Source organism: Streptococcus parasalivarius (assembly GCF_054785155.1).
The window spans coordinates 1-24228 of record NZ_BAABOB010000005.1 but is presented as its reverse complement, the minus strand read 5'-3'; the positions used below and the strand labels follow the sequence as shown (position 1 = coordinate 24228).

At 37.5% G+C, this 24228-nt stretch carries 18 protein-coding genes, 3 tRNA genes and 1 other annotated feature; of the genes, 14 read left to right on the top strand and 7 right to left on the bottom strand.

Annotated features, from left to right (window positions below):
• Position 1: 1 nt before the first annotated feature.
• On the bottom strand, positions 2-1252 hold the full coding sequence (gene yfmF, locus ACYVQ1_RS05530) for an EF-P 5-aminopentanol modification-associated protein YfmF (RefSeq protein ID WP_347100249.1): 1251 nt from the start codon (positions 1250-1252) through the stop codon (positions 2-4).
• Between the two features lie 77 nt (positions 1253-1329).
• Here yfmF and yaaA point away from each other — a divergent pair, with 77 nt between their 5' ends.
• Together yaaA and recF are read left to right on the top strand one after the other, a co-directional pair.
• Positions 1330-1707: a S4 domain-containing protein YaaA gene (gene yaaA / locus ACYVQ1_RS05525; protein ID WP_037599372.1), complete on the top strand. Its 378-nt coding sequence runs from the start codon at positions 1330-1332 to the stop codon at positions 1705-1707.
• A gap of 2 nt (positions 1708-1709) precedes the next feature.
• Complete coding sequence (gene recF / locus ACYVQ1_RS05520) at positions 1710-2810, top strand: DNA replication/repair protein RecF (RefSeq protein ID WP_461250106.1); 1101 nt, start codon at positions 1710-1712, stop codon at positions 2808-2810.
• A gap of 177 nt (positions 2811-2987) precedes the next feature.
• Here the strand turns inward: recF and guaB are convergent, their stop codons facing one another.
• Complete coding sequence (gene guaB / locus ACYVQ1_RS05515) at positions 2988-4469, bottom strand: IMP dehydrogenase (RefSeq protein ID WP_461250105.1); 1482 nt, start codon at positions 4467-4469, stop codon at positions 2988-2990.
• 178 nt (positions 4470-4647) lie between these two features.
• Complete coding sequence (gene trpS / locus ACYVQ1_RS05510; protein ID WP_175057876.1) at positions 4648-5670, bottom strand: tryptophan--tRNA ligase; 1023 nt, start codon at positions 5668-5670, stop codon at positions 4648-4650.
• 44 nt (positions 5671-5714) lie between these two features.
• Positions 5715-5954: a binding site (T-box leader), on the bottom strand.
• Positions 5955-6098: 144 nt separating this feature from the next.
• Between trpS and ACYVQ1_RS05505 the strand changes: the two genes are divergently transcribed.
• The 3 genes from ACYVQ1_RS05505 (at position 6099) to ACYVQ1_RS05495 (ending at position 11304) form a co-directional block, all read left to right on the top strand.
• On the top strand, positions 6099-6971 hold the full coding sequence (locus ACYVQ1_RS05505) for a YitT family protein (RefSeq protein WP_037599377.1): 873 nt from the start codon (positions 6099-6101) through the stop codon (positions 6969-6971).
• A 66-nt stretch (positions 6972-7037) separates the two neighbouring features.
• Entirely contained in the window at positions 7038-8660 is a 1623-nt protein-coding gene (locus ACYVQ1_RS05500; RefSeq protein ID WP_037602413.1) for an ABC-F family ATP-binding cassette domain-containing protein, read from the top strand.
• Between the two features lie 49 nt (positions 8661-8709).
• The gene (locus ACYVQ1_RS05495) at positions 8710-11304 is read left to right on the top strand and encodes a YfhO family protein (RefSeq protein ID WP_461250104.1); all 2595 of its coding nucleotides are present in this window, start codon (positions 8710-8712) and stop codon (positions 11302-11304) included.
• A gap of 97 nt (positions 11305-11401) precedes the next feature.
• Here ACYVQ1_RS05495 and ACYVQ1_RS05490 read toward each other — a convergent pair.
• Positions 11402-11475: transfer RNA gene (locus tag ACYVQ1_RS05490), tRNA-Asn, on the bottom strand.
• A gap of 22 nt (positions 11476-11497) precedes the next feature.
• A tRNA-Glu gene (locus ACYVQ1_RS05485) sits at positions 11498-11569 on the bottom strand.
• Between the two features lie 187 nt (positions 11570-11756).
• Between ACYVQ1_RS05485 and ACYVQ1_RS05480 the strand changes: the two genes are divergently transcribed.
• Positions 11757-11830 (top strand) — tRNA-Arg (locus tag ACYVQ1_RS05480).
• 26 nt (positions 11831-11856) lie between these two features.
• Here ACYVQ1_RS05480 and ACYVQ1_RS05475 read toward each other — a convergent pair.
• Positions 11857-12540, bottom strand: a complete 684-nt coding sequence (locus tag ACYVQ1_RS05475) for a YoaK family protein (RefSeq protein WP_060972103.1) — start codon at positions 12538-12540, stop codon at positions 11857-11859.
• Positions 12541-12556: 16 nt separating this feature from the next.
• The gene (rlmH, locus tag ACYVQ1_RS05470; protein WP_037598563.1) at positions 12557-13036 is read right to left on the bottom strand and encodes a 23S rRNA (pseudouridine(1915)-N(3))-methyltransferase RlmH; all 480 of its coding nucleotides are present in this window, start codon (positions 13034-13036) and stop codon (positions 12557-12559) included.
• Positions 13037-13241: 205 nt separating this feature from the next.
• Here rlmH and ACYVQ1_RS05465 point away from each other — a divergent pair, with 205 nt between their 5' ends.
• The 8 genes from ACYVQ1_RS05465 (at position 13242) to mfd (ending at position 23913) form a co-directional block, all read left to right on the top strand.
• Complete coding sequence (locus tag ACYVQ1_RS05465) at positions 13242-14477, top strand: S1C family serine protease (protein WP_461250103.1); 1236 nt, start codon at positions 13242-13244, stop codon at positions 14475-14477.
• 65 nt (positions 14478-14542) lie between these two features.
• Positions 14543-15310 carry a ParB/RepB/Spo0J family partition protein gene (locus ACYVQ1_RS05460; protein WP_461250102.1) on the top strand — a complete coding sequence of 256 codons (768 nt, stop codon included), beginning with the start codon at positions 14543-14545 and terminating at the stop codon, positions 15308-15310.
• A gap of 237 nt (positions 15311-15547) precedes the next feature.
• Positions 15548-16912, top strand: coding sequence for a chromosomal replication initiator protein DnaA (gene dnaA, locus ACYVQ1_RS05455; protein WP_461250101.1), 1365 nt, complete (start codon positions 15548-15550; stop codon positions 16910-16912).
• Positions 16913-17067: 155 nt separating this feature from the next.
• Positions 17068-18204, top strand: a complete 1137-nt coding sequence (gene dnaN / locus ACYVQ1_RS05450) for a DNA polymerase III subunit beta (RefSeq protein ID WP_461250100.1) — start codon at positions 17068-17070, stop codon at positions 18202-18204.
• Between the two features lie 51 nt (positions 18205-18255).
• Positions 18256-18447 (top strand): DUF951 domain-containing protein, encoded by a 192-nt coding sequence (locus tag ACYVQ1_RS05445; protein ID WP_037599384.1) that lies wholly within the window; start codon positions 18256-18258, stop codon positions 18445-18447.
• Between the two features lie 209 nt (positions 18448-18656).
• Positions 18657-19772, top strand: coding sequence for a redox-regulated ATPase YchF (gene ychF / locus ACYVQ1_RS05440; protein ID WP_002883967.1), 1116 nt, complete (start codon positions 18657-18659; stop codon positions 19770-19772).
• Positions 19773-19844: 72 nt separating this feature from the next.
• The gene (pth, locus tag ACYVQ1_RS05435; protein WP_084915166.1) at positions 19845-20414 is read left to right on the top strand and encodes an aminoacyl-tRNA hydrolase; all 570 of its coding nucleotides are present in this window, start codon (positions 19845-19847) and stop codon (positions 20412-20414) included.
• Positions 20407-23913 carry a transcription-repair coupling factor gene (gene mfd / locus ACYVQ1_RS05430; RefSeq protein WP_461250099.1) on the top strand — a complete coding sequence of 1169 codons (3507 nt, stop codon included), beginning with the start codon at positions 20407-20409 and terminating at the stop codon, positions 23911-23913. The genes pth and mfd overlap by 8 nt, the downstream gene beginning before the upstream one ends.
• Positions 23914-24228 lie beyond the last annotated feature (315 nt).

The window sequence follows — 24228 nt, the reverse complement described above, 5'->3', positions numbered from 1 at the left end:
TCTAAGACACTCCTTCTAAAAAGAACAAACTCTGTAGCTTAACTTGACGCGCTACACGGCAAACATCTTTTTTAGTAACCTTCTCAATCTCATCTAACCAATTCTCTAATGAAAGACTTTTATCGCCAAAAATCACCTTATTAAAACGTTGTTCCACCAATGTTAAGGCATGATCTTCAGAGAGTAGGGCATTCATTCGTATGATTTTTTTGGTTTGATTCAGGAGAGAACTTGAAAAACGTCCTAATTTAATGTAATTCAATTCTCTACTAATTCCTCGCATAGCCTGATTTCTATTAGATTTTTCAATTCCAGCGTAAACTTCTAGTAAACCTGTAAAGACATCAAATTGACTACTAATTGAATAAGCCAATCCTTCCTTTTCTCGAAGCGTTGTAAATAAAGCAGAGTGGGCAAATTCACCAAACATGGCATTGAATACAATTAAAGCAAAGTAATCTTTATCTCCATATTGACATGAAAATTGGTACCCTAATTGTAGAATAGATTGACTACTCTGTCTAGGTTCTATCTTTTCTTTCACCACATTGACATAAGGTTGACTATAGCTAAACTGTAAATCAACTTGACGTCCCTCCAAAGGAAAACGATGTAAACCTTGGAGTACTTGATAATCATCAAATTCTCCAACCATAAAGATATCAATGCGATCTCTTGTCAACATACTTTGAAATTCTTGATAAGCTGTAAACGAAGTCTCGGCTTCAACAAGTTCTACTTGACCATATTTGGGAACTTTCAAGCCCTCATTTACAAAATAAAGCTCTCTTCCCTTAACTTCACTGTAATAGTAATTATTCTCTGTGTCAACATCAAGGTAAGTCTTTAAATTTTGTTTCTCTATATCAAATACTTTATTTTGGTATTGAGCTACTCTTGACAGCGGCTTGTAAAGACACTCTTTCAAAAATCCTAGAACTTCCCAAAATAATCCATTATTCGTAGGGATAAAGGCATCTTTCAGGTATGTCAACTCTATGTCAACACTATGTGTCAACCCTTTAGTTAACACTCTAGTTGACAACTGTGTTCCATAAAGAGAAGCTAATCTCTCTTTAAAAGACTGTACTGTTGGATACGTCTGATTGGCTGTAGCCAACATTTGTGAAACCAGAGCTCGTTTAGCAATTGTTTGTTTATTCAAAGAACCTGTCATTCGAAAAACAATACGATTAGTTTTATATTTTTGTGTTGGAATGAAGTGTACATAGACACCATCAGCAATTTTCATTGATAACCTCTAAAAAGTTTATGCTTCCAATTATACCATTTTTATGCTATCTTATCTCAAGAGAAAGTTGAGGTACTATGGAATATAAATTATTTGATGAATACATCACACTGCAGGCACTTTTAAAAGAATTAAGTATCATTCATAGTGGCGGAGCTATTAAAGGTTTTTTAGCTAACAATACCGTTTTATTCAATGGTGAAGATGAAAAACGTCGTGGAAAAAAACTTCGTTATGGAGATGTTATTACCATTCCGTCTGAGAAACTTGAAATAACGATTGTAGCTCCTACAACAAATGAAATTGAAGAGCATCAAAAAGAAGTCGCTGAAAAAGCACGTGTTGCTGCCATTGTTAAAAAAATGAATCAGGATAATAAAAAGAAACAAAAGGCACATCCGTCAAAAGAAGGCAATAAAACTAAACGAAAACCCGTTCGTTTCCCAGGAACCTAACTATGTGGCTCGAAAATATTGATATTCAACACTTTAGAAATTATACTGAAGCCTCTGTGAGCTTCTCACCTCATCTCAATATTTTTCTTGGTCGCAATGCTCAAGGAAAAACAAATATTCTTGAGGCCATCTATTTTCTAGCATTGACACGTAGTCATCGGACCCGTTCAGATAAGGAACTGATTCAATTTCAGCAAAATACTCTCAAACTGAACGGCATCGTGCATCGTCATAGTGGAAAGCTACCTCTGGAAATCAGTTTATCTAATAAAGGCCGCATAACAAAGGTCAACCACCTCAAACAAGCTAAATTATCCGATTATATCGGTCACATGACAGTGGTACTCTTTGCTCCTGAGGATTTACAACTTGTAAAGGGATCTCCAAGCCTAAGACGTAAATTTATAGATATTGATTTAGGACAGATTAAGCCTGTTTACCTTTCAGACCTATCAAGTTATAATCATGTACTCAAGCAACGTAATGCCTATCTCAAATCTACTGACAATGTAGACATTAATTTTCTCTCAGTGTTAGATGAACAGCTTTCCGATTTTGGAGCACGCGTTATCGAACATAGACTAAAATTTATCAAGCAATTAGAGGAAGAGGCAGATAGACATCATAGTAATCTCTCAAATCAGATAGAGCGCCTTAAAATCTCCTACGAATCTAATATCCCATTCGGGAATAACAAAGTTATTCGTGAATCATTTTTAACCACGTTAAAGCAAAATCACAAAAGGGATATCTTCAAAAAGAACACTGGTGTTGGTCCACATAGGGATGATTTGACATTTTACATTAATGACATGAACGCATCTTTCGGTAGTCAGGGGCAACAACGTAGTCTCATTCTTTCTTTAAAAATGGCTGAGATTGCTCTGATAAAAAAAGTAACAGGTGAATTTCCAATTCTTCTCCTCGATGATGTCATGAGTGAGCTTGACAATCACCGTCAACTCAAACTGTTAGAAAGTATTGACGAAGAGGTTCAAACCTTCATGACGACAACTTCACTTGATCATCTGAGTAACCTACCACCCGATTTAAAGACCTTCTTAGTCAAGAAGGGTATTATTTGTGAAAAACAAGTCGATTAAGCGACTTGTTTTTCTGTTTTCTGTGCTTTACATATATGACAGGTGATGTTAAAAAGAGTGTAAACAAAAACTCACCCAAACCCTTTGTTAACTTTTTTCTGTAAACATGTTGTAAACCTTCTGTAAAAACCAATGTAAAGAAAAAGTACTTACCTGAAGTAAGTACTTTTATATTTTTTAATGAGCTGAGTAGTTAGGTGCCTCGTTTGTAATTTGAACATCGTGAGGGTGACTTTCAATAAGTCCTGCACCTGACATTTCAACAAACTGAGCTTTGTCATGTAAAGACTGGATATCTTCTGCACCTGTATAACCCATACCTGCACGAATACCGCCAATCAATTGGAATACGATATCAGCAGCAGAACCTTTATAAGCTACACGGCCTTCAATTCCTTCTGGAACAAGTTTATTCGCTTCATTAACTGCACCTTGGAAGTAACGATCGCTTGATCCCTTCTTCATCGCTGCAATTGATCCCATACCACGGTAAGATTTGTATTTACGACCTTGGAAAATCTCAGTTTCACCTGGTGCTTCATCAGTACCAGCAAACATAGAACCAAGCATTACAGCATTACCACCTGCTGCAAGAGCTTTTACAATATCACCTGAGTATTTGATACCGCCATCAGCAATGATTGTTTTTCCGTATTCACGCGCAACACTAGCTGCATCGTAAATAGCAGTGACTTGAGGAACACCTACACCCGCAACCACACGTGTTGTACAAATAGAACCTGGTCCGATACCTACTTTAACAACATCGACACCTGCTTCATAAAGTGCACGCGCACCTTCAGCTGTTGCGATATTTCCTGCAATCAAAGTACGGTCTGGGAAGTGGGCACGAATTTCAGCAATTTTACGAAGAACACCTGCTGAATGACCATGTGCAGTATCAATGACAATAGCATCTGCGCCTGCTTCAAAGAGAGCTTCTGCACGTTCAAAGGTATCAGAAGTAACACCTACAGCACCTGCCACCAAAAGACGACCGAACTCATCCTTAGCTGCATTAGGAAACTCGATAACTTTTTCGATATCCTTAATAGTAATAAGTCCTGACAAACGACCTTCTTCATCAACTAGAGGTAGCTTTTCAATACGATGCTCATGAAGAATACTTTCAGCCGTTTCAAGATCTGTTTCAACTGGAGCAGTGACCAATTTCTCAGAAGTCATGTGTTCTGAAATTGGAGTATCGTAATTAGAGATAAAACGCATATCACGGTTTGTGATAATACCAACCAATTTACGATTTTCAAGTGTCTCAACAATCGGAACCCCTGAGATACGGTAACGTTGCATCAACTCTTCAGCTTCAGCAACTTTATTTTCAGGCGTTAGGAAGAATGGATCAATGATGACACCATTTTCAGAGCGCTTTACTTTTCGAACTTCTTCAGCTTGTTCCGCAATAGACATGTTTTTGTGAATGACACCCAAACCACCTGCACGAGCAATTGAGATAGCCATCTTACTATCTGTGACCGTATCCATGGCTGCAGTGATAATTGGGATATTTAATGTCAAATTTTTAGCCAAATTCGTCTTCAAGTTGACGTTGTTTGGTAGAACATGACTTTCCGCAGGAATAAGCAATACGTCATCAAAAGTGTAACCTTTTTTCAAGAATTTAGTGTCCCAATTTGACATTATAATCGTCCTCTTTTCTCAAAGTTTTGAGGTACAAAAACCCCAGCCTATTTTTTAATTGTTAATATCATATCATGCTAAAATGATTTGTCAACAGATTTCGCATAAGATTCTAAGAAAACCTTTTTCCAAATAAAAATAGGGCTCCAGATTATCTTGAGTCCCTACTTTTTATTTCTTAGAAATACTTAATTCCCATCGCTTCTTTTACTTCCGCCAATGTTTGTCCAGCAACTTCACGCGCTGCTTGACTACCTTTTTCAAGCATACGGAAAACTTCTCCCATATCCTTGGCATATTCTAAACGACGTTCACGAATTGGAGCTAACTCACGTTCTAAGATTTCTAGAAGATAACGTTTTGTCTTCACATCTCCTAAACCACCTCGTTGATAATGTTCCTTCATTTCAGCAATTGTAGTAGCATCCTCTTCGCGACCAAAGATATCAAGATAATGGAAAACCATATTACCTTCAATTTGGCCTGGATCTTCCACACGAATATGATTTGGATCCGTATACATGCTCATGACTTTTTTACGAACAGTGTCCTCATCATCTGAAAGGAAGATACCATTACCCAAGGATTTAGACATCTTAGCATTACCGTCTAGACCTGGAAGGCGTCCCGCAGCTTCATTTTCAGGGTAGATTCCCTCTGGCTCAACCAAAATATCACAATGATAAGTATGATTGAAGCTACGTGCAATTTCACGTGTCTGCTCAATCATTGGCTTTTGGTCATTACCTACAGGAACATAATTTGCTTTGAAGGCCGTGATATCAGCTGCCTGAGAAATTGGATAAACTAAAAAGCCTGTTGGAATAGATTCTCCGAAGCCTTTTTGAGCAATTTCCGTCTTAACCGTTGGGTTACGCTCTAAACGTGCCAATGAAACTAGGTTCATGTAATACATAGTCAACTCAGCCAACTCAGGAATCTGACTTTGAATGAAAATAGTCGACTTCGTTGGATCCAAACCTACAGAGAGATAATCTAAAGCAACATTCCCAATTGATTCTTTGATAATCTCTGACTCTTTGGCGTGATCCGTAAGGGCTTGCTGATCAGCCAAAAAGACAAACATGTTATATTTATCTTCGTTTTGTAAAAGGACACGATTTTTTAAACTACCAACATAGTGTCCTAGATGAAGTTTCCCTGTTGGACGGTCTCCCGTCAAAATAATAGGTTTCGTCATATAATTACCTCTCTAATACAAAAAAATCCCCACGCAAAAACATGCGTGAGGGCGTTAATCACTTTTGATACGCGGTACCACCTCAGTTGATAACTCTTTCTGAAGCTATCATCTCAAACCTTCTCAACAAAGAAGTTGCACGATAAGGGGTGCCAAACCTAACGTTTATGTATTCACGTTAACCGTCAATTCTCTTCAGCCCATTCATTCCACCTTCATACTGGTTTTCAGCAACCACCAGCTCTCTATAAAAAAGGAAAGAATTACTCTTCTGATGACTATTATTCTACATTGTTTTATCTATTCTTGTCAAGATTATGTTTCTAGTTTCACGTGAAACACAACCTTAGATACAACCAAAATAGTCATTACTTGACGGAAACTTAAAAAGACTTGATAATAAGAATATCATTTCTAGGAGATAATATATGAAACGTCGAATAATAGATATACTTTTAGTTACAATCGGTTCTTTTATAGCTTCGGTTGGCTATAACTCACTTTTAGTTAAGAATAATATTGCCTCGGGTGGTGTCGGAGGGCTAGCCATTAGTTTAAACGCCCTTTTTGGTTGGAACAATGCTAACTTCGTCTTAGCAACCACCATCCCTTTGTTAATTTTATGTTGGTGCTTTCTTGGTCGCGAAGTTCTTCTAAAAACCTTCTATGGATCTCTTATCTTCCCAACTTTTATTAAATTAACCGAGGGCTTACCTACACTCACCAAACAACCTTTGTTGGCTGCTATTTTTGGTGGGATTGTATTAGGGTTAGGACTAGGAATAGTCTTTTATGGAAATTCCTCAACTGGGGGAACTGGAATTATCACACAAATTCTCCACAAGTATACGCCACTCCCACTAGGAATGGTACTACTTATTGTTGATGGAATCATTGTCGCAATCAGTGCTATTGCCTTTCCTCCTGATACTGTTATGTACTCCATTCTCTCACTTGGAGTTGTTTCTCTTACAATTGATAAAATGATGGTCGGACTCAATTCATCACGAAATCTTCTAATCATTTCGCAAAATAGTGAACAAATCCTAAACTACATCACTAGAGTGGCTGATCGAGGAGCAACAAAAATTCCAGTTCTTGGTGGACATACTGGACATGCACAAAATATGATTATGACTACCTTGTCAACTCATGAGGTTCCGAAAGTTCAAGAAGAAATCCAAAAAATAGATGAAACTGCCTTTATCGTCATTGTTCCTGCTTCTACAGTTATGGGACGTGGATTTAGCCTCCAAAAAGATTACCAAAAAGTTCCAAATGACTTTATTAATCCCTTATAAAATCGATTGAAATAAAGTCTAATTTCTCGTAAAATAGTAGTTAAGAATAAAAATAAAGGATATTATATGCTTACTGTATCGGATGTATCGCTTCGTTTTAGCGATCGTAAACTTTTTGATGATGTTAATATTGCCTTCACACCAGGTAATACTTACGGTCTTATCGGTGCCAATGGTGCTGGTAAATCTACTTTTTTGAAAATTTTAGCTGGTGATATCGAACCAACAACAGGACATATCTCTCTTGGTCCTGATGAGCGTCTTTCTGTTCTTCGTCAGAACCACTTTGACTATGAAGATGAACGCGTCATTGATGTTGTTATCATGGGGAATGAACGCCTCTACGATATTATGAAAGAAAAAGATGCCATCTACATGAAGGAAGATTTTTCAGATGAAGATGGTGTTCGTGCTGCTGAATTAGAAGGTCTATTTGCTGAATTAGGTGGTTGGGAAGCTGAAAGCGAAGCCTCACAATTGCTTCAGAACCTAAATATCTCAGAAGACCTTCACTATCAAAACATGAGCGAATTAGCTAATGGTGACAAAGTGAAAGTCCTCCTTGCAAAAGCGCTTTTTGGTAAACCTGATGTACTTCTTCTTGACGAACCTACCAACGGTCTTGATATCCAGTCAATCTCTTGGCTTGAAGATTTCTTGATTGATTTTGAAAATACTGTCATTGTCGTATCCCATGACCGTCACTTCTTGAATAAGGTGTGTACGCATATGGCCGACCTTGACTTTGGTAAAATCAAACTCTATGTCGGTAACTATGACTTCTGGAAACAATCTTCAGAATTGGCTGCACGCTTGCAGGCTGACCGTAATGCAAAAGCAGAAGAAAAAATCAAAGAACTTCAAGAATTCGTTGCACGTTTCTCTGCCAATGCTTCAAAATCTAAACAAGCGACTTCTCGTAAGAAAATGCTTGATAAAATTGAACTAGAAGAAATCGTCCCATCAAGTCGTAAATACCCATTCATCAATTTTAAAGCAGAGCGTGAAATCGGTAATGACCTTCTAACAGTTGAAAATCTCACTGTTAAGATGGATGGTGAGACTATTCTTGATAACATTAGTTTCATCTTGCGACCGGGAGATAAGACTGCCATCATCGGTCAAAACGATATTCAAACAACTGCATTGATTCGTGCTCTTGCCGATGATATTGACTACGAAGGTACAATCAAATGGGGTGTTACTACTAGCCGCTCTTACCTTCCAAAAGATAATTCTAAAGACTTTGCATCCGGTGAATCAATTCTCGAATGGCTCCGTCAATTTGCCGAAAAAGGTGAAGATGATGATACCTTCTTGCGTGGATTCCTTGGACGTATGCTCTTCTCAGGAGATGAGGTTAATAAATCTGTTAGTGTTCTCTCAGGGGGAGAAAAGGTACGTGTCATGCTTTCTAAACTCATGCTTTTGAAATCTAACGTCCTTCTTCTAGATGATCCTACTAATCACTTGGATTTGGAATCAATCTCAAGTCTGAATGATGGCGTCCGTGACTTCAAAGAGTCTGTTATCTTTGCCAGTCATGACCATGAATTCATCCAAACAATAGCGAACCACATCGTAGTCGTTTCTAAAAATGGGGTTATTGACCGTATTGATGAAACTTATGATGAATTCCTTGAAAATGAAGAAGTGCAAGCTAAAGTCAAAGCACTATGGGCTGATTAAACTATAAAAAGATGCAGGTTGGGATATCCCAACCTGTCTTAGTATCATTATGACAAATAAAAAATACCATACGACTTTATTATTTTATCTGGCTGCCTTTTTCTTGCCAGTACTAATCATGATAGGTGTGCTGTATAGCCAAAAAATCTATCCTGGTAGTGAGCGGACTATTTTAACAAGTGATGGTTTTCATCAGTATGTGATTTTTGCAACTGGACTTAGGAATATACTTCATGGAGATGGAAGCCTCTTTTACACCTTTACAAGTGGACTAGGCCTTAATTTCTATGCTCTAACAAGCTATTACTTAGGTTCCTTCTTGTCTCCACTTTACTATTTCTTTACTGTCAACCAAATGGCCGATGCTTTTTATTATATAACACTGCTTAAGTTCGGTCTTATTGGGCTCTCAGGAGCTTTTAGCTTTAAGCATCTCTTTACAAAAGTGTCAAGAAGTTTCATCCTATGTCTTTCTACAGGATTTGCTTTGATGAGCTTTGCTACCAGTCAGTTAGAAATTAACACCTGGCTAGATGCCTTTATTCTAGCACCTCTAATCATATTAGGTTTACACCTCTTACTAAGATTCAATAGACGGGGCTTATACTTTTTTAGTCTAACCTGCCTTTTTATCCAAAACTACTATTTTGGATATATGATGGCTATTTTCCTAACCCTTTACACCATAGTACAATTGATAACTATCAAGGGGTGGAAGAGTAAGATTCTTCATTTCATAGACTTTGGAATTGTCTCTATACTAGCTGGTTTAAGTAGTGCTGTCATGCTGTTACCAACGCTACTTGACTTGACAACACATGGTGAAAAATTTACAGGTGCGTCAAGTTTATTGACAGAGTCTACCTATTATTTTGACTTCTTTGCGAAAAATCTCGTTGGAGTTTACGATACTACTAAATTCGGATCAATCCCTATGATTTATGTGGGAATCTTACCTTTGATTCTTTTTCTACTTTTCTTTATTAGTAGGGAAATCAAGCTATCATTACGTCTAGGTTACCTCTTATTAGTAGCTTTCTTTATCGCTAGCTTCTACTTACAGCCTCTTGATTTGTTTTGGCAAGGTATGCACGCACCTAACATGTTTCTCCATCGCTATTCTTGGCTCCTATCTCTCCTAACTGTTCTTTTAGCAGGAGAAACACTCAATCGAATTAGAAAGTTTTCTTTTAAAAGGCTCCTCCTATCTTTCTTAGGATTGAGTACCGCTTACTTACTAACTTGGATCTTTCAATCTCACTATAGCTTCATTGAACCAGTCTCCTGGCTACTAAGTATAGCATTTCTCCTAGCCTATGCTATTCTATTTACTAGCTATTTTAGACAGCAAATTCCTGGGAGTGTTTTTCGCTGTTTCACCTTCTTATTCTGCATTTTTGAGCTTACATTAAGTACTTACTATGTTGTTGGAGCTCTTGGAAATGAGTGGGTATTCCCAACTCGTGAAGGCTATCTGCGAAATATGTCTGCCATTACAAAACTAGTTTCAAAAACTAAGCAAGCAAATAAGACTTTTTACCGTACTGAAAGGTTAGAGGCTCAAACTGGTAACGACAGTATGAAATTCAATTATAATGGTATTTCTCAGTTTTCATCCATTCGAAATACTGCTTCAAGCTCAACACTCGATAGGTTAGGCTTCAAATCTGAAGGGACTAATTTAAACCTACGTTACCAAAATAACACTATTATCGCTGATAGTCTCTTCGGAATAAAATATAATTTATCGAACTTTGACCTTAATAAGTATGGTTTTAATCACGTAACTTCTGAGAAAACAATGGGACTTTATCAAAATAATAATGCAAGCCAGCTTGCTATCTTAACTGATGGCATTTACAATAATATTGACTTCACTGTCAATACGATTGACAATCAAACTAGCTTGCTGAATACTCTATCTGGACTTAACTTAACCTATTTTAAACGAGCTCCATCTCAACTGTTTGATAAGGATGCTAAATCTTTGAATCAGCGCGTAGCTAAAAACGTTAGCAACTCGAATAAAGATTTTGTAACAATCACCTATCAAGTTATTGCTCCACCACATAGTCAACTCTATGTTAGTATTCCTAATATTTCTTGGTCTGATGACAATAACCACTCTCTGTCAATTACTGTAAACGGTGTGACAAAGAATCAAGTTACTGACAATACCTTTGATTTCTTTGACCTTGGCTACTTTGAAACAGAATCAATGGTTACCATCAAACTTAGTTTCCCTGGCAATAAAGCAATATCCTTTGATAATCCTAGTTTTTATGCCCTTGATACTCAAAACTATCAGATAGCTATGGATACTATTAATGAACGTGATAGCAAGGTTACTACGTCAAAAAATAAAGTGTTCGTTGATTATAGTAGTAAAACGAATGCCTCACTATTCTTTACCATTCCATATGATAAGGGATGGACAGCGACCATAAATCATAAAAAAGTTAAGATTCAACGAGCTCAAAAGGGGTTCATGAAAGTCGATGTCCCTAGTGGAAAAGGAAAAGTTGTTCTAACCTTTATTCCCTATGGACTTAAGACAGGTTCATTGATTAGTCTATTGGCAAGTATCATATTTTGTTGCTACGCTTACTTCATCAGAAAAACAACTATTATTCAAAAAAGCTGATTATCTTAAATTAAATAGGTCTGGAACAAGTGTTCCAGACCTATTTAACTTTGGGTACAAAAAAAACTCAAGCTATACAACTTGAGGTGTCTTATCACTCCGCCAGTAGGACTCGAACCTACGACATCATGATTAACAGTCATGCGCTACTACCAACTGAGCTATGGCGGATAAAACTGCTAAGTAGCAAAAATAGTCCGTACGGGATTCGAACCCGTGTTACCGCCGTGAAAAGGCGGTGTCTTAACCCCTTGACCAACGGACCAAGTTCTGAGATTTTTATCTCGTTAATACTCTTATTATTATATCAGAGTATTCGATTTTGTCTATACTTTTTTTCAAAAAAAAATATTAAATTTTGCTAAATTTATTCGAATTTTACCTTAGTTTTTATCTTGCTTTTACAAAGTATTGACATGTTGCTATATATTTTGTAAACTAATAGAGTTATTGGTCCCATAGCTCAGCTGGATAGAGCATTCGCCTTCTAAGCGAACGGTCGCAGGTTCGAATCCTGCTGGGATCAGATAAAAAAAACGCAATCTAGAATCTCTAGTTGCGTTTTTCTTTTGCCTCGATAAATAAGAAATAATTTAAAACAAACAAGGGAAGCAAAGTCGTATATAGGCTGTATTCATGTAAATATTGAGCAAACCAAGTTGAGGCTGCGACTCCTACCATAAATGTAAAGATGATAATAGTTGTATAAGAAGCTTGTTTAAGCACTTTGGCATCACCCTCGTCAATAGCCCTAGCAATGGTTAAAGAGGTATTAGTAATATTACCAGTCATCATAAAGGAAGCATAATTTACACCTCTGACTCGCTTAAAAATACCTACTTGAAGAGAGGCGAAGAATGCCAAGCCTGCAATCGTAATAGTAGAATCAACGTATGGTGTAATAATTGCAAGAATAGTCATCAAGAGAAGGGCAAGTCTAATCGCTTGCAAATGCCATCCCCACTTATGGTTAATGAGCCACTTCTTAACAAAAAAAACAAAAAACTGACCTAAAACAAAGAAAAAGATAGGTATTGCATAGCTAAAAGCTCTCGCAATATGCCCCTCAACAAGGTGAATGACCAAATAGAGGAGATTTCCTGTCTGGATACTTGCAAATCGACCGTCTTGAGTATTGTAAGTATAGGCATCAATGAAGCCACCTATATAACTAACTAGAGTTGCTACTCGTAATCCTTCAAAAACACGATAGGAGCGTTTTTTCATTCTGAACATGTCTGTTTCCTTTTTTCTACTTATGATAAGGACTTCCCTGCTGAATCATGAATGCACGATAAATTTGTTCTACTAATACAAGGCGCATAAGCTGATGAGGGAATGTTAAGAGACCAAAACTCATCAATCGATTAGCTCTCTTTTTTACTGTTGGAGAGAGTCCCAAACTGCCCCCTATAATAAAAGTAATATCTGAGTAGCCTCTAAGGGTCACTTGCTCTAACTCTTTAGCAAATTGTTCCGAGGGAAATTGTTTTCCTTCAATAGCTAAGGCAATGACATAATCTCGATCACCTACTTTAGCCAAGATACGCTGTCCTTCTTTGTCTAGGATAGCTTTATTTTCAGCTTCACTTGCATTATCTGGCGTCTTTTCATCCGTTAATTCTATAGATTCAAATTTTGTGAAGCGTCCTAGTCGTTTGACATACTCCGCAATACCATCTTTCAAATATTTTTCTTTAAGTTTTCCAACGGTAATCAATTTAACTTTCATAGGCTTATTATAGCACATATCCACAATCTTTTAACACCTTATCCACACCTTTTTCGTGTCAAGCATCTCTAGTTATCCTTATAAAATTGCTTTTTATCTACACTTTTTGAAACTTATCCACAGACTGTTGATAACTGTTTTTTAAAATCACTTTATGATATAATTAAGCTTACTTTGATATGTTTATCAAAAAGGAGGACTAAACGTGAAAAAATTTAACTGGAAAAAAATAGTAGCGCCAATTGCAATGCTTGTTATTGGCTTACTAGGTGGTCTACTAGGTGCCTTTATCCTATTAACAGCAGCAGGGATATCTTTTACCAATACAACAGATACAGGTGTTAAAACAGCTAAGACCGTATACAACAATACAACAGATACAACTAAGGCTGTTAAGAAAGTACAAAATGCCGTTGTTTCTGTCATCAATTACCAAGAAGGCTCATCTTCAGATTCCCTAAATGAACTTTATGGTCGTATTTTTGGTGGAGATGATAGTTCTGATTCTAGCCAAGACAAATCAAAAGATTCTGATGGGTTGCAAGTCGCTGGTGAAGGTTCCGGTGTTATCTATAAAAAAGATGGGAAAGAGGCCTACATCGTAACCAACAACCACGTTGTTGATGGTGCTAAAAAACTTGAAATCATGCTTTCAGATGGATCAAAAATTACTGGTGAACTCGTTGGTAAAGATACTTACTCTGACCTAGCAGTTGTCAAAGTTTCTTCAGATAAAATTAAAACAGTCGCAGAATTTGCAGACTCAAACTCTCTCACAGTCGGCGAGAAGGCAATTGCTATCGGTAGTCCACTTGGTACCGAATACGCCAACTCAGTAACAGAGGGAATCGTATCTAGCCTTAGCCGTACCGTAACTATGCAAAACGACAATGGTGAAACTGTCTCAACAAATGCTATCCAAACAGATGCTGCCATTAACCCTGGTAACTCTGGTGGTGCCTTAGTCAATATTGAAGGACAAGTTATCGGTATTAACTCAAGTAAGATTTCATCAACGTCAGCAGTCGCTGGTAGTGCCGTTGAAGGTATGGGATTCGCCATTCCATCAAACGATGTTGTCGAAATCATTAATCAATTGGAAAAAGACGGTAAAGTTACACGCCCAGCCCTAGGAATCTCAATGGCCGATCTTAATAGCCTTTCTAGCAGTGCAACTTCTAAATTAGATTTACCAGATGAAGTTAAATCTGGAGTTGTTGTCGGTAGCGTTCAAAAAGGTATGCCAGCTGACGGTAAACTTCAAGAAAATGATGTTATTACTGAAATTGACGGTAAGGAAATCAGCTCAAAAACTGATATTCAAACCAATCTTTACAGCCATAGTATCGGAGATACAATCAAGGTAACCTTCTATCGTGGTAAAGAGAAGAAAACTGAAGAACTTAAATTAACAAAATCTACAGAAGACTTATCTGACTAAGTCATTGACAAATCTGTCAAAAGACCTTTACAATAATGTAAAGGTCTTTTTTGGAAAGGAATAACATGCAAGAACAACTCAAAGCTTTACCTATTAGTGAAATCTACCCAAATCCTTTTCAACCTCGTATAGAATTCTCTGATGAAGAATTAGCAGAACTGAGCCAATCAATCGCTGAAAATGGACTGATACAGCCAATCATTGTCCGAAAATCGGACATTATTGGTTATGAACTAATTGCTGGGGAAAGACGTTTACGTGCCTGTAAACGTCTGGGAATGACAGAAATCCCTGCAGTCGTAAAGGAAGTCTCAGATCAAGAGAGTCGTAAACAAGCTATTATTGAAAATTTACAACGCTCGAATCTCAATCCTATTGAAGAAGCAAAGGCCTATCGTAGTTTAATTAATGAGTTAGCTTACAGTCACGAGGAACTGGCCAAAGCTATGGGGAAATCAAGACCCTATATCAGTAACGCTCTCAGACTCCTCCAACTTCCCAAAGAGATACAGACGAGTATCGAAAATGGCAAGCTGACTCAAGGACATGCTAGAGCGCTTTTATCTGTTGAGGATACCCAAAAGCAATTAACTATCTATCATCAGGTGCTTACTGAAAAATGGTCCGTTCGTACTCTGGAAAAAAGACTTCAAGAACTTCCTAAAAAACAAAAATCAAAAAAAGATATTCACATAAAAGATAAAGAAAAAGAACTAGAAAAATCACTTGGTCTCCCCGTTACTCTTCGTTATCACAAAAATCACTCTGGAACTATTCAGATCCACTTTTCGACGGAAGAAGATTTTAACAGAATTATCAACAAGCTAATTTGACCTGTGAATTGATGAGAAAAAAGAAACAAACTTATCCACATCGTAAAAATGTTGCCCTCCCTTTATTTTAGAGGGTTTCTTTTTTTATTCACAACTTGTGGATAACTCTTGTGCACAATGTGAATTGTCTTTTTTAGCTGTGGATAACTAGAGAAACTTTTATCTTCTGACCTGTGGAAAACTTTTTTGTTTTATGATAGAATCAGAGAACAAGAATAAAGAAGGAGAATTGATGGAATGACCGAAAAAGAGCATTTTTTTTGGAATAAGCTCTTAGAGCTGGCCAAAGAGGAACTAACACAAGCCACTTTTGATTATTATGTCCTGGATACCAAGCTCATCAAAGTTCAAAATAACGTTGCTACAATTCTGCTTGAAGAAGTCAAAAAGCTATTCTGGGAAAAGAATATGCAATCTTTCATTTTGATGGCTGGTTTTGAAGCCTATAATAGTGAAATAAAAGTTGAGTACGTCTTTGACGAAGCACTCATAAACGAGGCAAATTCAACTGTAGCAAATAATGACTTTGGTAATAAAAAGGAACAGCATACCCCTGCTCTTCCTACATTGGACTCAGACTTAAATAGTAAGTATACCTTTGATAATTTTATCCAAGGGGATGAAAATCGTTGGTCAGTTGCTGCATCTTTAGCTGTAGCTGATTCACCAGGAGCTACTTATAACCCTCTATTTATTTACGGAGGACCTGGTCTCGGGAAAACTCACTTGCTCAATGCCATTGGAAACAAGGTCTTACATGATAATCCTCAAGCACGCATTAAATACATCACTGCAGAGAATTTCATTAATGAATTTGTTGTACATATCCGTTTAGATAAAATGGACGAACTAAAACTTAAATATCGTCATCTGGACGTTCTCTTAATTGACGATATTCAATCATTGGCTAAAAAATCAACGCAAGCCACTCAAGAAGAATTCTTCAATACTTTCAATGTCCTTCACAATAATAATAAACAAATTGTCCTGACCAGCGACCGTAATCCAGATCAATTGAACGAGATGGAAGAGCGTCTTGTCACGCGCTTTAAATGGGGGTTAACCGTCAATATCACACCACCTGACTTTGAAACGCGAGTGGCCATTCTTACTAATAAGATTATGGACTATGATTATCATTTTCCTCCTGAAACAATTGAGTATTTAGCTGGCCAATTTGATTCAAATGTCCGTGACTTGGAGGGGGCCTTAAAAGATATTAGCTTAGTTGCCAATGTTCGCCAGTTAGATACTATTACAGTTGAGGTAGCTGCTGAAGCTATTCGCGCACGTAAAATGGATGGTCCTAAGTTAACTCTTATTCCGATTGAGGATATCCAAACTGAGGTAGGGAAATTTTATAATGTCACTGTAAAAGAGATCAAGGCAACTAAACGAACACAAAATATTGTCTTAGCACGTCAGGTAGCCATGTATCTTGCGCGTGAAATGACTGATAACTCCCTTCCAAAAATTGGAAAAGAATTTGGCGGAAGAGACCACTCAACTGTCTTACATGCATACAATAAAATCAAAAATATGATTGCCCAAGATGACAGTTTACGCATTGAAATTGATACCATCAAAAACAAGATAAAATGACACTTGTGGATAACTATTAAAAATCATTCAAACTTTTCCACAGGTTGTGCACAAGTTCAAAGACTTGATAAAACTATGTTTTGTAGACTTATGCACAGTGTCCACAAGACCTACTACTACTACTAAAATAATACTAATAAAAATAAAGGAGCATCATGATTCAATTTGCGATTAATAAAGCTTATTTCTTACAAGCACTTCATACGACTCGCCGTGCTATTTCTTCTAAAAATGCTATCCCAATTCTATCGACGATTAAAATCGAAGTTACCAATGATGGTATCTATTTGACAGGATCAAATGGGCAAATCTCAATTGAAAATAGTATCTCAGTTTCGGAAGAAAATGCAGGTCTATTAATTACACAGCCAGGTAGTATCCTTTTGGAAGCAAACTTTTTCATTAATGTTGTCTCAAGCTTGCCTGATGTTACCCTTACTTTTGAAGAAATCGAACAATACCAAGTTTTACTAAAGAGTGGTAAATCAGAGATTACTTTAAAAGGGAAAGATGTTGAACAATATCCCCGTATTCAGGAAGTTGATAGCTTGACACCATTACTCATGGACACAAAAGTTTTAAAATCTATCATTGCTGAAACTTCATTTGCAGCAAGCACACAAGAAAGTCGTCCAATTTTAACCGGAGTTCACTTTGTTCTTTCAAATCATAAAGATCTCAAAGCTGTAGCAACTGACTCTCACCGAATGAGTCAACGTCAACTTGTTCTGGAGCATTCTGCAGATAACTTTGATGTCGTAATCCCAAGTCGCTCACTTAAAGAATTGTCGGCAGTCTTTAGCGATGATATTGAAAACTTAGAGGTCTTCTTCTCAGCAAATCAAATTCTATTCCGTAGTGAAACAATTTCTTTCTATACACGTTTACTTGAAGGAAATTATCCAGACACTAATCGTCTCTTGTCCGATTCATTTGAAACAGAAGTTGTTTTTGAGACAGCTAGCCTTCGTTCTGCTATGGAACGTTCATATTTGATTTCTAATGCTAGTCAAAGTGGTACCGTTAAACTCGAAATCATTAATGGTAGTGTCAGTGCCCATGTTAATTCGCCAGAAGTCGGAAAGGTGAATGAGGATATTGACGTGCAAGATGTTTCAGGTAGTGATTTGGTCATTAGTTTCAATCCAACCTACCTAATAGATGCTTTGAAAGCTCTTAAGAGTGAGACTGTCCGTGTACGTTTCATTTCACCAGTACGTCCATTTACATTGATGCCAGCAGATGACAGTGAGAATTTTATTCAATTGATTACACCTGTAAGAACAAACTAAAATCGAAAAAGTTATCCACTGTGGATAACTTTTTTACTAGAAAGGGAGTTTATGTACCAAATTGGAAGTTTAGTTGAAATGAAAAAACCACATGCTTGTACTATCAAAGCAACAGGAAAAAAAGCTAATGAATGGGAAGTAATCCGTCTTGGAGCTGACATTAAGATTCGTTGTACGAATTGTGATCATGTGGTCATGATGAGTCGTCATGATTTCGAGAAGAAACTTAAGAAGGTTTTATAACAGATGTTGGAGAGACTATATAACGAGAGTTTTATGTTCAGAAAATTAGTTCACTAGCAATATAAAAACTTTCTATAGTTCCTAATCATCTTTTTTATAGCATTCTTTGCCTTGCTTTCCTTTTTCTGATTCTAAAAGGGAAGTTGCCTATTTTTAACAATTTTTGTGTTATAATTAACTGAATTACTTTTTTATGGAGAAATAAATTAATGGCTTTAACAGCAGGTATCGTTGGTTTGCCAAACGTTGGTAAATCAACTCTTTTCAATGCAATTACAAAAGCGGGTGCGGAGGCTGCTAACTATCCTTTCGCAACAATTGATCCAAACGTCGGTATGGTTGAGGTACCAGATGAGCGTTTGACGAAACTGACTGAACTTATTACCCCTAAAAAGACAGTTCCAACTACATTTGAGTTCACAGATATTGCGGGTATCGTAAAAGGAGCATCAAAGGGTGAAGGTCTTGGAAATAAGTTTTTGGCGAACATTCGTGAAGTAGATGCGATTGTCCATGTCGTTCGTGCTTTCGATGATGAAAACGTTATGCGTGAACAAGGGCGTGAGGATGCCTTTGTAGATCCGATGGCTGATATTGATACAATCAACCTAGAATTGATTTTGGCTGACCTTGAATCAATTAACAAACGTTATGCGCGTGTCGAAAAAATTGCACGTACACAAAAAGATAAAGATTCTGTGGCAGAGTTTAACATTCTTCAAAAGATTAAACCTGTTCTAGAAGATGGTAAGTCTGCACGTACGATTGATTTTACTGAGGAAGAGCAAAAAATTGTTAAGGGACTCTTCCTCTTGACAACAAAACCAGTGCTTTACGTGGCTAACGTTGATGAAGATCAGGTCGCAAATCCTGATGATATTGATTATGTGAAGCAAATTCGTGAGTTTGCAGCGACTGAAAATGCAGAAGTAGTTGTTATCTCGGCACGTGTTGAGGAAGAAATTTCTGAGTTGGATGATGAAGATAAGGAGATGTTCCTAGAAGACCTTGGTTTGACAGAATCAGGAGTTGATAAACTGACACGCGCAGCCTATCACTTGCTTGGTCTTGGAACTTACTTCACTGCTGGTGAAAAAGAGGTGCGTGCTTGGACCTTTAAACGAGGTATCAAGGCACCACAGGCAGCCGGAATTATCCACTCTGACTTCGAGAAAGGCTTTATCCGTGCCGTAACCATGTCTTACGATGATCTCATTAAATATGGTTCTGAGAAAGCTGTTAAGGAAGCTGGTCGCCTTCGTGAAGAAGGAAAAGAATATGTTGTCCAAGATGGCGACATCATGGAATTCCGTTTCAACGTTTAGAAAATAAAAAATAGTGCACAAGGCTGAAAAGTATTTTTCAGTCCTTTTGCTGTTTATCAAAGAGGAGAAATAATGACAAAATTAGTAGTTGGCTTGGGAAATCCTGGTTCAAAATACCATGAGACACGTCACAATGTTGGTTTTATGGCTATTGACCTATTGGCTAAGGAACTGGGATTAACTTTTTCTGAAGAAAGGACCTTTAAGGCTGAAGTGGCTTCGACCTTTTTAAATGGTGAGAAGGTTTATTTTGTGAAACCAACAACCTTTATGAATCTATCAGGTCTAGCTGTTAGAGCATTACTAGCTTATTACAATATTCCCATGGAGGATTTTATCGTTATTTACGATGACTTAGATATGGAAGTTGGGAAATTGCGCTTTCGTCAAAAAGGTTCAGCGGGTGGTCATAATGGTATTAAATCTATCATTGCTGAAACTGGCACTCAAGAATTTGACCGTATAAAAATTGGTATTGGCCGTCCACAGAAAGGAATGACGGTCGTTAATCATGTCCTTGGAAAATTTAGTGAAGACGACTATGCCACAATTTTACTGACTTTAGACAAGGTAGAGACAGCCCTCAATCATTACCTGAAAACCAATGATTTCGAAGATACTATGAGGCGTTATAATGGCTAATACTCTATTAGATCTTTTTGAGAAGAATCATCAATTGCTTGAGTGGCGTGATAAAGTAACCCTATTGAGTAGGCAGTTGGTCATGGGATTTTCTGGTTCTAGCAAGGCAGTTGTCATGGCATCTGCTCTTTCTGAGCAGGTTCCTAAGATTTTAATCGTTACTTCAACACAAAATGAAGCTGAGCAACTGACAGGAGATTTGTCAGCTATCTTAGGAGAGGATAAGGTTTATTCTTTTTTTGCAGATGATGTAGTAGCTGCAGAGTTTATCTTCGCTTCACCAGAAAAGACCCATTCTCGTCTTGAAAGTCTTAATTTTTTAATGGATAAAGAGGCCATTGGGGTTTTGGTCACGAGTTTAGTTGGTACTAAGTTACATTTGCCTAACCCTAAGGTTTATAAAGACTCTCGCATTGACTTAACACTAGGGGAAGAACATGATTTAGAGGCTCTCAGTAAGCATCTGACTCATATTGGATACCAAAGAGTGGAGCAAGTTCTCTCACCTGGTGAGTATAGTCGTAGGGGCGATATTTTAGATATTTATGAAATGACTTCAGAGCTCCCCTACCGTTTAGAATTTTTTGGAGACGAGATTGATGGCATTCGTCAGTTTGATAGCGATAGTCAGAAATCTTTAGACAATTTAGAGCATGTTATCGTATCACCAGCAGATGATATTATCTTAACAAGAGAGGATTACCAACGTGCTGAGAAGGCCCTAGAAAGTGCGGTCTCGAAGGCAGAAGGTCCTCATAAGGCTTACCTTGAGGAAGTTCTGTCGGTTACGATTGATGGCTACCGTCATAAAGATTTACGTAAGTTTTTGTCTCTCTTTTATGATAAGGTTTATACCTTATTTGACTACCTTCCCAAAGGAACTCCTGTATTCATTGATGATTTTCAAAAGATAGTGGACCGCCATGGACGTCTTGAATTGGAGGTGGCTAATCTTTTAACTGAGGATCTTCACCAAGGCAAGTCTCTGAGTCATCTAAACTACTTAGTGGATTCATTTAAGACTTTACGTAACTATCAGCCAGCTAGTTTCTTTTCGAATTTTCATAAGGGCTTGGGAAACCTTAAATTTGATAAGTTGTATCAATTTACGCAATACCCAATGCAGGAGTTCTTTAACCAATTTCCACTTCTAGTTGATGAAATACATCGCTATACCAAGAATAAGGCCACAGTTATTTTACAAGTGGGGGCTGAAAAGCAACTCAAATCTTTGAAGGAAACCTTGGAAGAATATGATTTAGATTTACCACTTAGTAGTTTTGGAGATTTGATTCCTTATAAGCCTCAATTAGTTCTAGGAAACTTATCCAATGGTTTTTACTTTGCTGATGAAAAGCTTGTTCTGGTCACTGAACGTGAGATTTTCCATAAAAAAGTAAAACGTCGTGCGCGTGCCAGTCACGTTTCCAATGCTGAGCGTCTAAAAGATTACAATGAGCTTGAAAAAGGTGATTATGTTGTACACCAGACTCATGGTATCGGACAATTTAAAGGTATTGAGACTATTGAGATTAAAGGGGTGCATCGTGACTACTTGACCATCCAATATCAGGATGCTGCAACAATTTCTCTACCTGTTGAGCAGATTGAGAGTCTCTCTAAGTATGTGTCAGCGGACGGAAAAGAGCCTAAAATTAATAAACTCAATGATGGGCGTTTCCAAAAGACTAAACAAAAAGTAAGTAAGCAAGTAGAAGATATTGCTGATGATCTCTTAAAACTTTACGCTGAGCGTAGTCAACTTAAAGGTTTTGCTTTTTCACCGGATGATGATAATCAAAGAGATTTCGAGGATGATTTCGCCTATGCCGAGACAGAAGATCAATTGCGTTCTATCAAGGAAATTAAGGCAGACATGGAGTCAGACAAACCCATGGATCGTCTCTTGGTTGGTGATGTTGGTTTTGGTAAGACAGAGGTAGCTATGCGTGCCGCCTTCAAGGCAGTCAATGATGGAAAGCAAGTTGCTATCCTAGTTCCTACAACGGTTCTTGCCCATCAGCACTATTTGAATTTTAAAGAGCGTTTTGAAAATCATGCCGTTGAAGTAGATGAACTCAGTCGTTTTAGAAGTAAAAAAGAGCAGAATGAGACTATTGAAAATCTAGCTAAAGGGCGTATTGATATTATTATTGGTACCCACCGCCTACTGTCTAAAGATGTTAAGTTTTCTGACTTAGGCTTGCTAGTAATTGATGAAGAACAACGTTTTGGCGTGAAGCATAAAGAGAAACTTAAGGAGTTGAAAGCTAAGGTTGATGTCCTTACTCTAACTGCGACACCTATTCCTCGTACGCTTCATATGTCTATGTTAGGTATTCGTGATTTGTCGATTATTGAGACAGCACCTACCAACCGTTATCCAGTTCAAACTTATGTTATGGAAACCAATCCTGGTCTTATTCGAGAAGCGATATTAAGAGAGATGGACCGAGGTGGTCAGATTTTTTATGTTTATAATCGTGTTGAAACCATTGATCAAAAAGTTTCTGAATTACATGAGCTAGTCCCTGAAGCACGTATCGGATTTGTTCATGGTCAGATGAGTGAGGTTATGTTGGAGAATACCCTCTTGGATTTCTTGAATGGTGATTACGATGTATTGGTAGCAACGACCATTATCGAGACAGGGATTGATATCTCCAACGTTAATACTCTCTTCATTGAGAATGCAGATCATATGGGCTTATCTACCCTTTATCAGTTGAGAGGTCGTGTGGGACGTAGTAATCGAATTGCTTACGCCTATCTCATGTATCGTCCTGACAAAGTGTTGACGGAAGTCTCTGAGAAGCGATTGGATGCTATTAAGGGCTTTACAGAACTGGGATCAGGTTTCAAAATTGCCATGCGTGATTTATCAATTCGTGGTGCAGGGAACATTCTTGGCGCTTCTCAAAGTGGTTTCATCGACTCAGTCGGATTTGAAATGTACTCGCAACTCTTGGAAGAGGCTATCAATAAACGTCAAGGTAAAACTCAAGTTCGACATAAAGGAAATGCAGAGTTCAATCTTCAGATTGATGCTTACCTCCCTTCTGACTATATTTCTGACGAGCGCCAAAAAATTGAAATTTATAAGCGTATTCGAGAAATTGAGAATCAGAAAGATTATCAAGACCTTCAAGATGAGCTTATTGACCGCTTTGGAGAATATCCAGACCAAGTTGCCTATCTCATTGAGATTGGTCTGGTTAAGGCCTATTTGGATGCTGCCTTTGCAGAATTAGTTGAGCGTAAGAATGATACTATCACTGTTCGTTTCGAAAAAGCCTCTCTCAAATTCTTCTTGACTCAAGATTATTTCGAAGCCATCTCTAAAACGCATTTAAAAGCAAAAATCAGTGATAACCAGGGGAAAGTAGAGATTACTTTTGATGTTCGTAACAAGAAAGACTATGAAATTCTTGAAGAATTAAAGATTTTTGGACAGACATTTATGGAAATCAAAGAACGTAAAGAAAAAAAAGAAGCTTAAGGAAAGTTTAAGTAAGTCTCTCTATACTATAAAACATCCTAAAACTTTTCTTTTTCATAAATCTCCTGAGAGGGTCGACTAGTGTCGATCCTCTTATTATGTGACTTTAAGTCCGTTTCGCTCCCAAGGTGCGAAACAAATAAACCACCCGCTATGCGGGTGCGCATCGAAGGTTATACCGTCATAACAAAAAAACTCCAAACGAGTTACAATATAGGTGTTCAAGCCAATTGTAAAACGAAAGGAGTTAAGACTATGTCGCAAAAAGCTCACAGTTTATCACATACAAAATGGATGTGTAAGTACCACATTGTA

Coding starts and splice junctions, on each gene's coding strand:
- mfd (WP_461250099.1), top strand. CDS start 20,407: ATGGCTAATACTCTATTAGATCTTTTTGAGAAGAATCATCAATTGCTT.
- yaaA (WP_037599372.1), top strand. CDS start 1,330: ATGGAATATAAATTATTTGATGAATACATCACACTGCAGGCACTTTTA.
- ACYVQ1_RS05460 (WP_461250102.1), top strand. CDS start 14,543: ATGCAAGAACAACTCAAAGCTTTACCTATTAGTGAAATCTACCCAAAT.
- pth (WP_084915166.1), top strand. CDS start 19,845: ATGACAAAATTAGTAGTTGGCTTGGGAAATCCTGGTTCAAAATACCAT.
- dnaN (WP_461250100.1), top strand. CDS start 17,068: ATGATTCAATTTGCGATTAATAAAGCTTATTTCTTACAAGCACTTCAT.
- ACYVQ1_RS05475 (WP_060972103.1), bottom strand. CDS start 12,540: ATGTTCAGAATGAAAAAACGCTCCTATCGTGTTTTTGAAGGATTACGA.
- rlmH (WP_037598563.1), bottom strand. CDS start 13,036: ATGAAAGTTAAATTGATTACCGTTGGAAAACTTAAAGAAAAATATTTG.
- ychF (WP_002883967.1), top strand. CDS start 18,657: ATGGCTTTAACAGCAGGTATCGTTGGTTTGCCAAACGTTGGTAAATCA.
- dnaA (WP_461250101.1), top strand. CDS start 15,548: ATGACCGAAAAAGAGCATTTTTTTTGGAATAAGCTCTTAGAGCTGGCC.
- ACYVQ1_RS05445 (WP_037599384.1), top strand. CDS start 18,256: ATGTACCAAATTGGAAGTTTAGTTGAAATGAAAAAACCACATGCTTGT.
- ACYVQ1_RS05500 (WP_037602413.1), top strand. CDS start 7,038: ATGCTTACTGTATCGGATGTATCGCTTCGTTTTAGCGATCGTAAACTT.
- ACYVQ1_RS05495 (WP_461250104.1), top strand. CDS start 8,710: ATGACAAATAAAAAATACCATACGACTTTATTATTTTATCTGGCTGCC.
- recF (WP_461250106.1), top strand. CDS start 1,710: ATGTGGCTCGAAAATATTGATATTCAACACTTTAGAAATTATACTGAA.
- yfmF (WP_347100249.1), bottom strand. CDS start 1,252: ATGAAAATTGCTGATGGTGTCTATGTACACTTCATTCCAACACAAAAA.
- guaB (WP_461250105.1), bottom strand. CDS start 4,469: ATGTCAAATTGGGACACTAAATTCTTGAAAAAAGGTTACACTTTTGAT.
- trpS (WP_175057876.1), bottom strand. CDS start 5,670: ATGACGAAACCTATTATTTTGACGGGAGACCGTCCAACAGGGAAACTT.
- ACYVQ1_RS05505 (WP_037599377.1), top strand. CDS start 6,099: ATGAAACGTCGAATAATAGATATACTTTTAGTTACAATCGGTTCTTTT.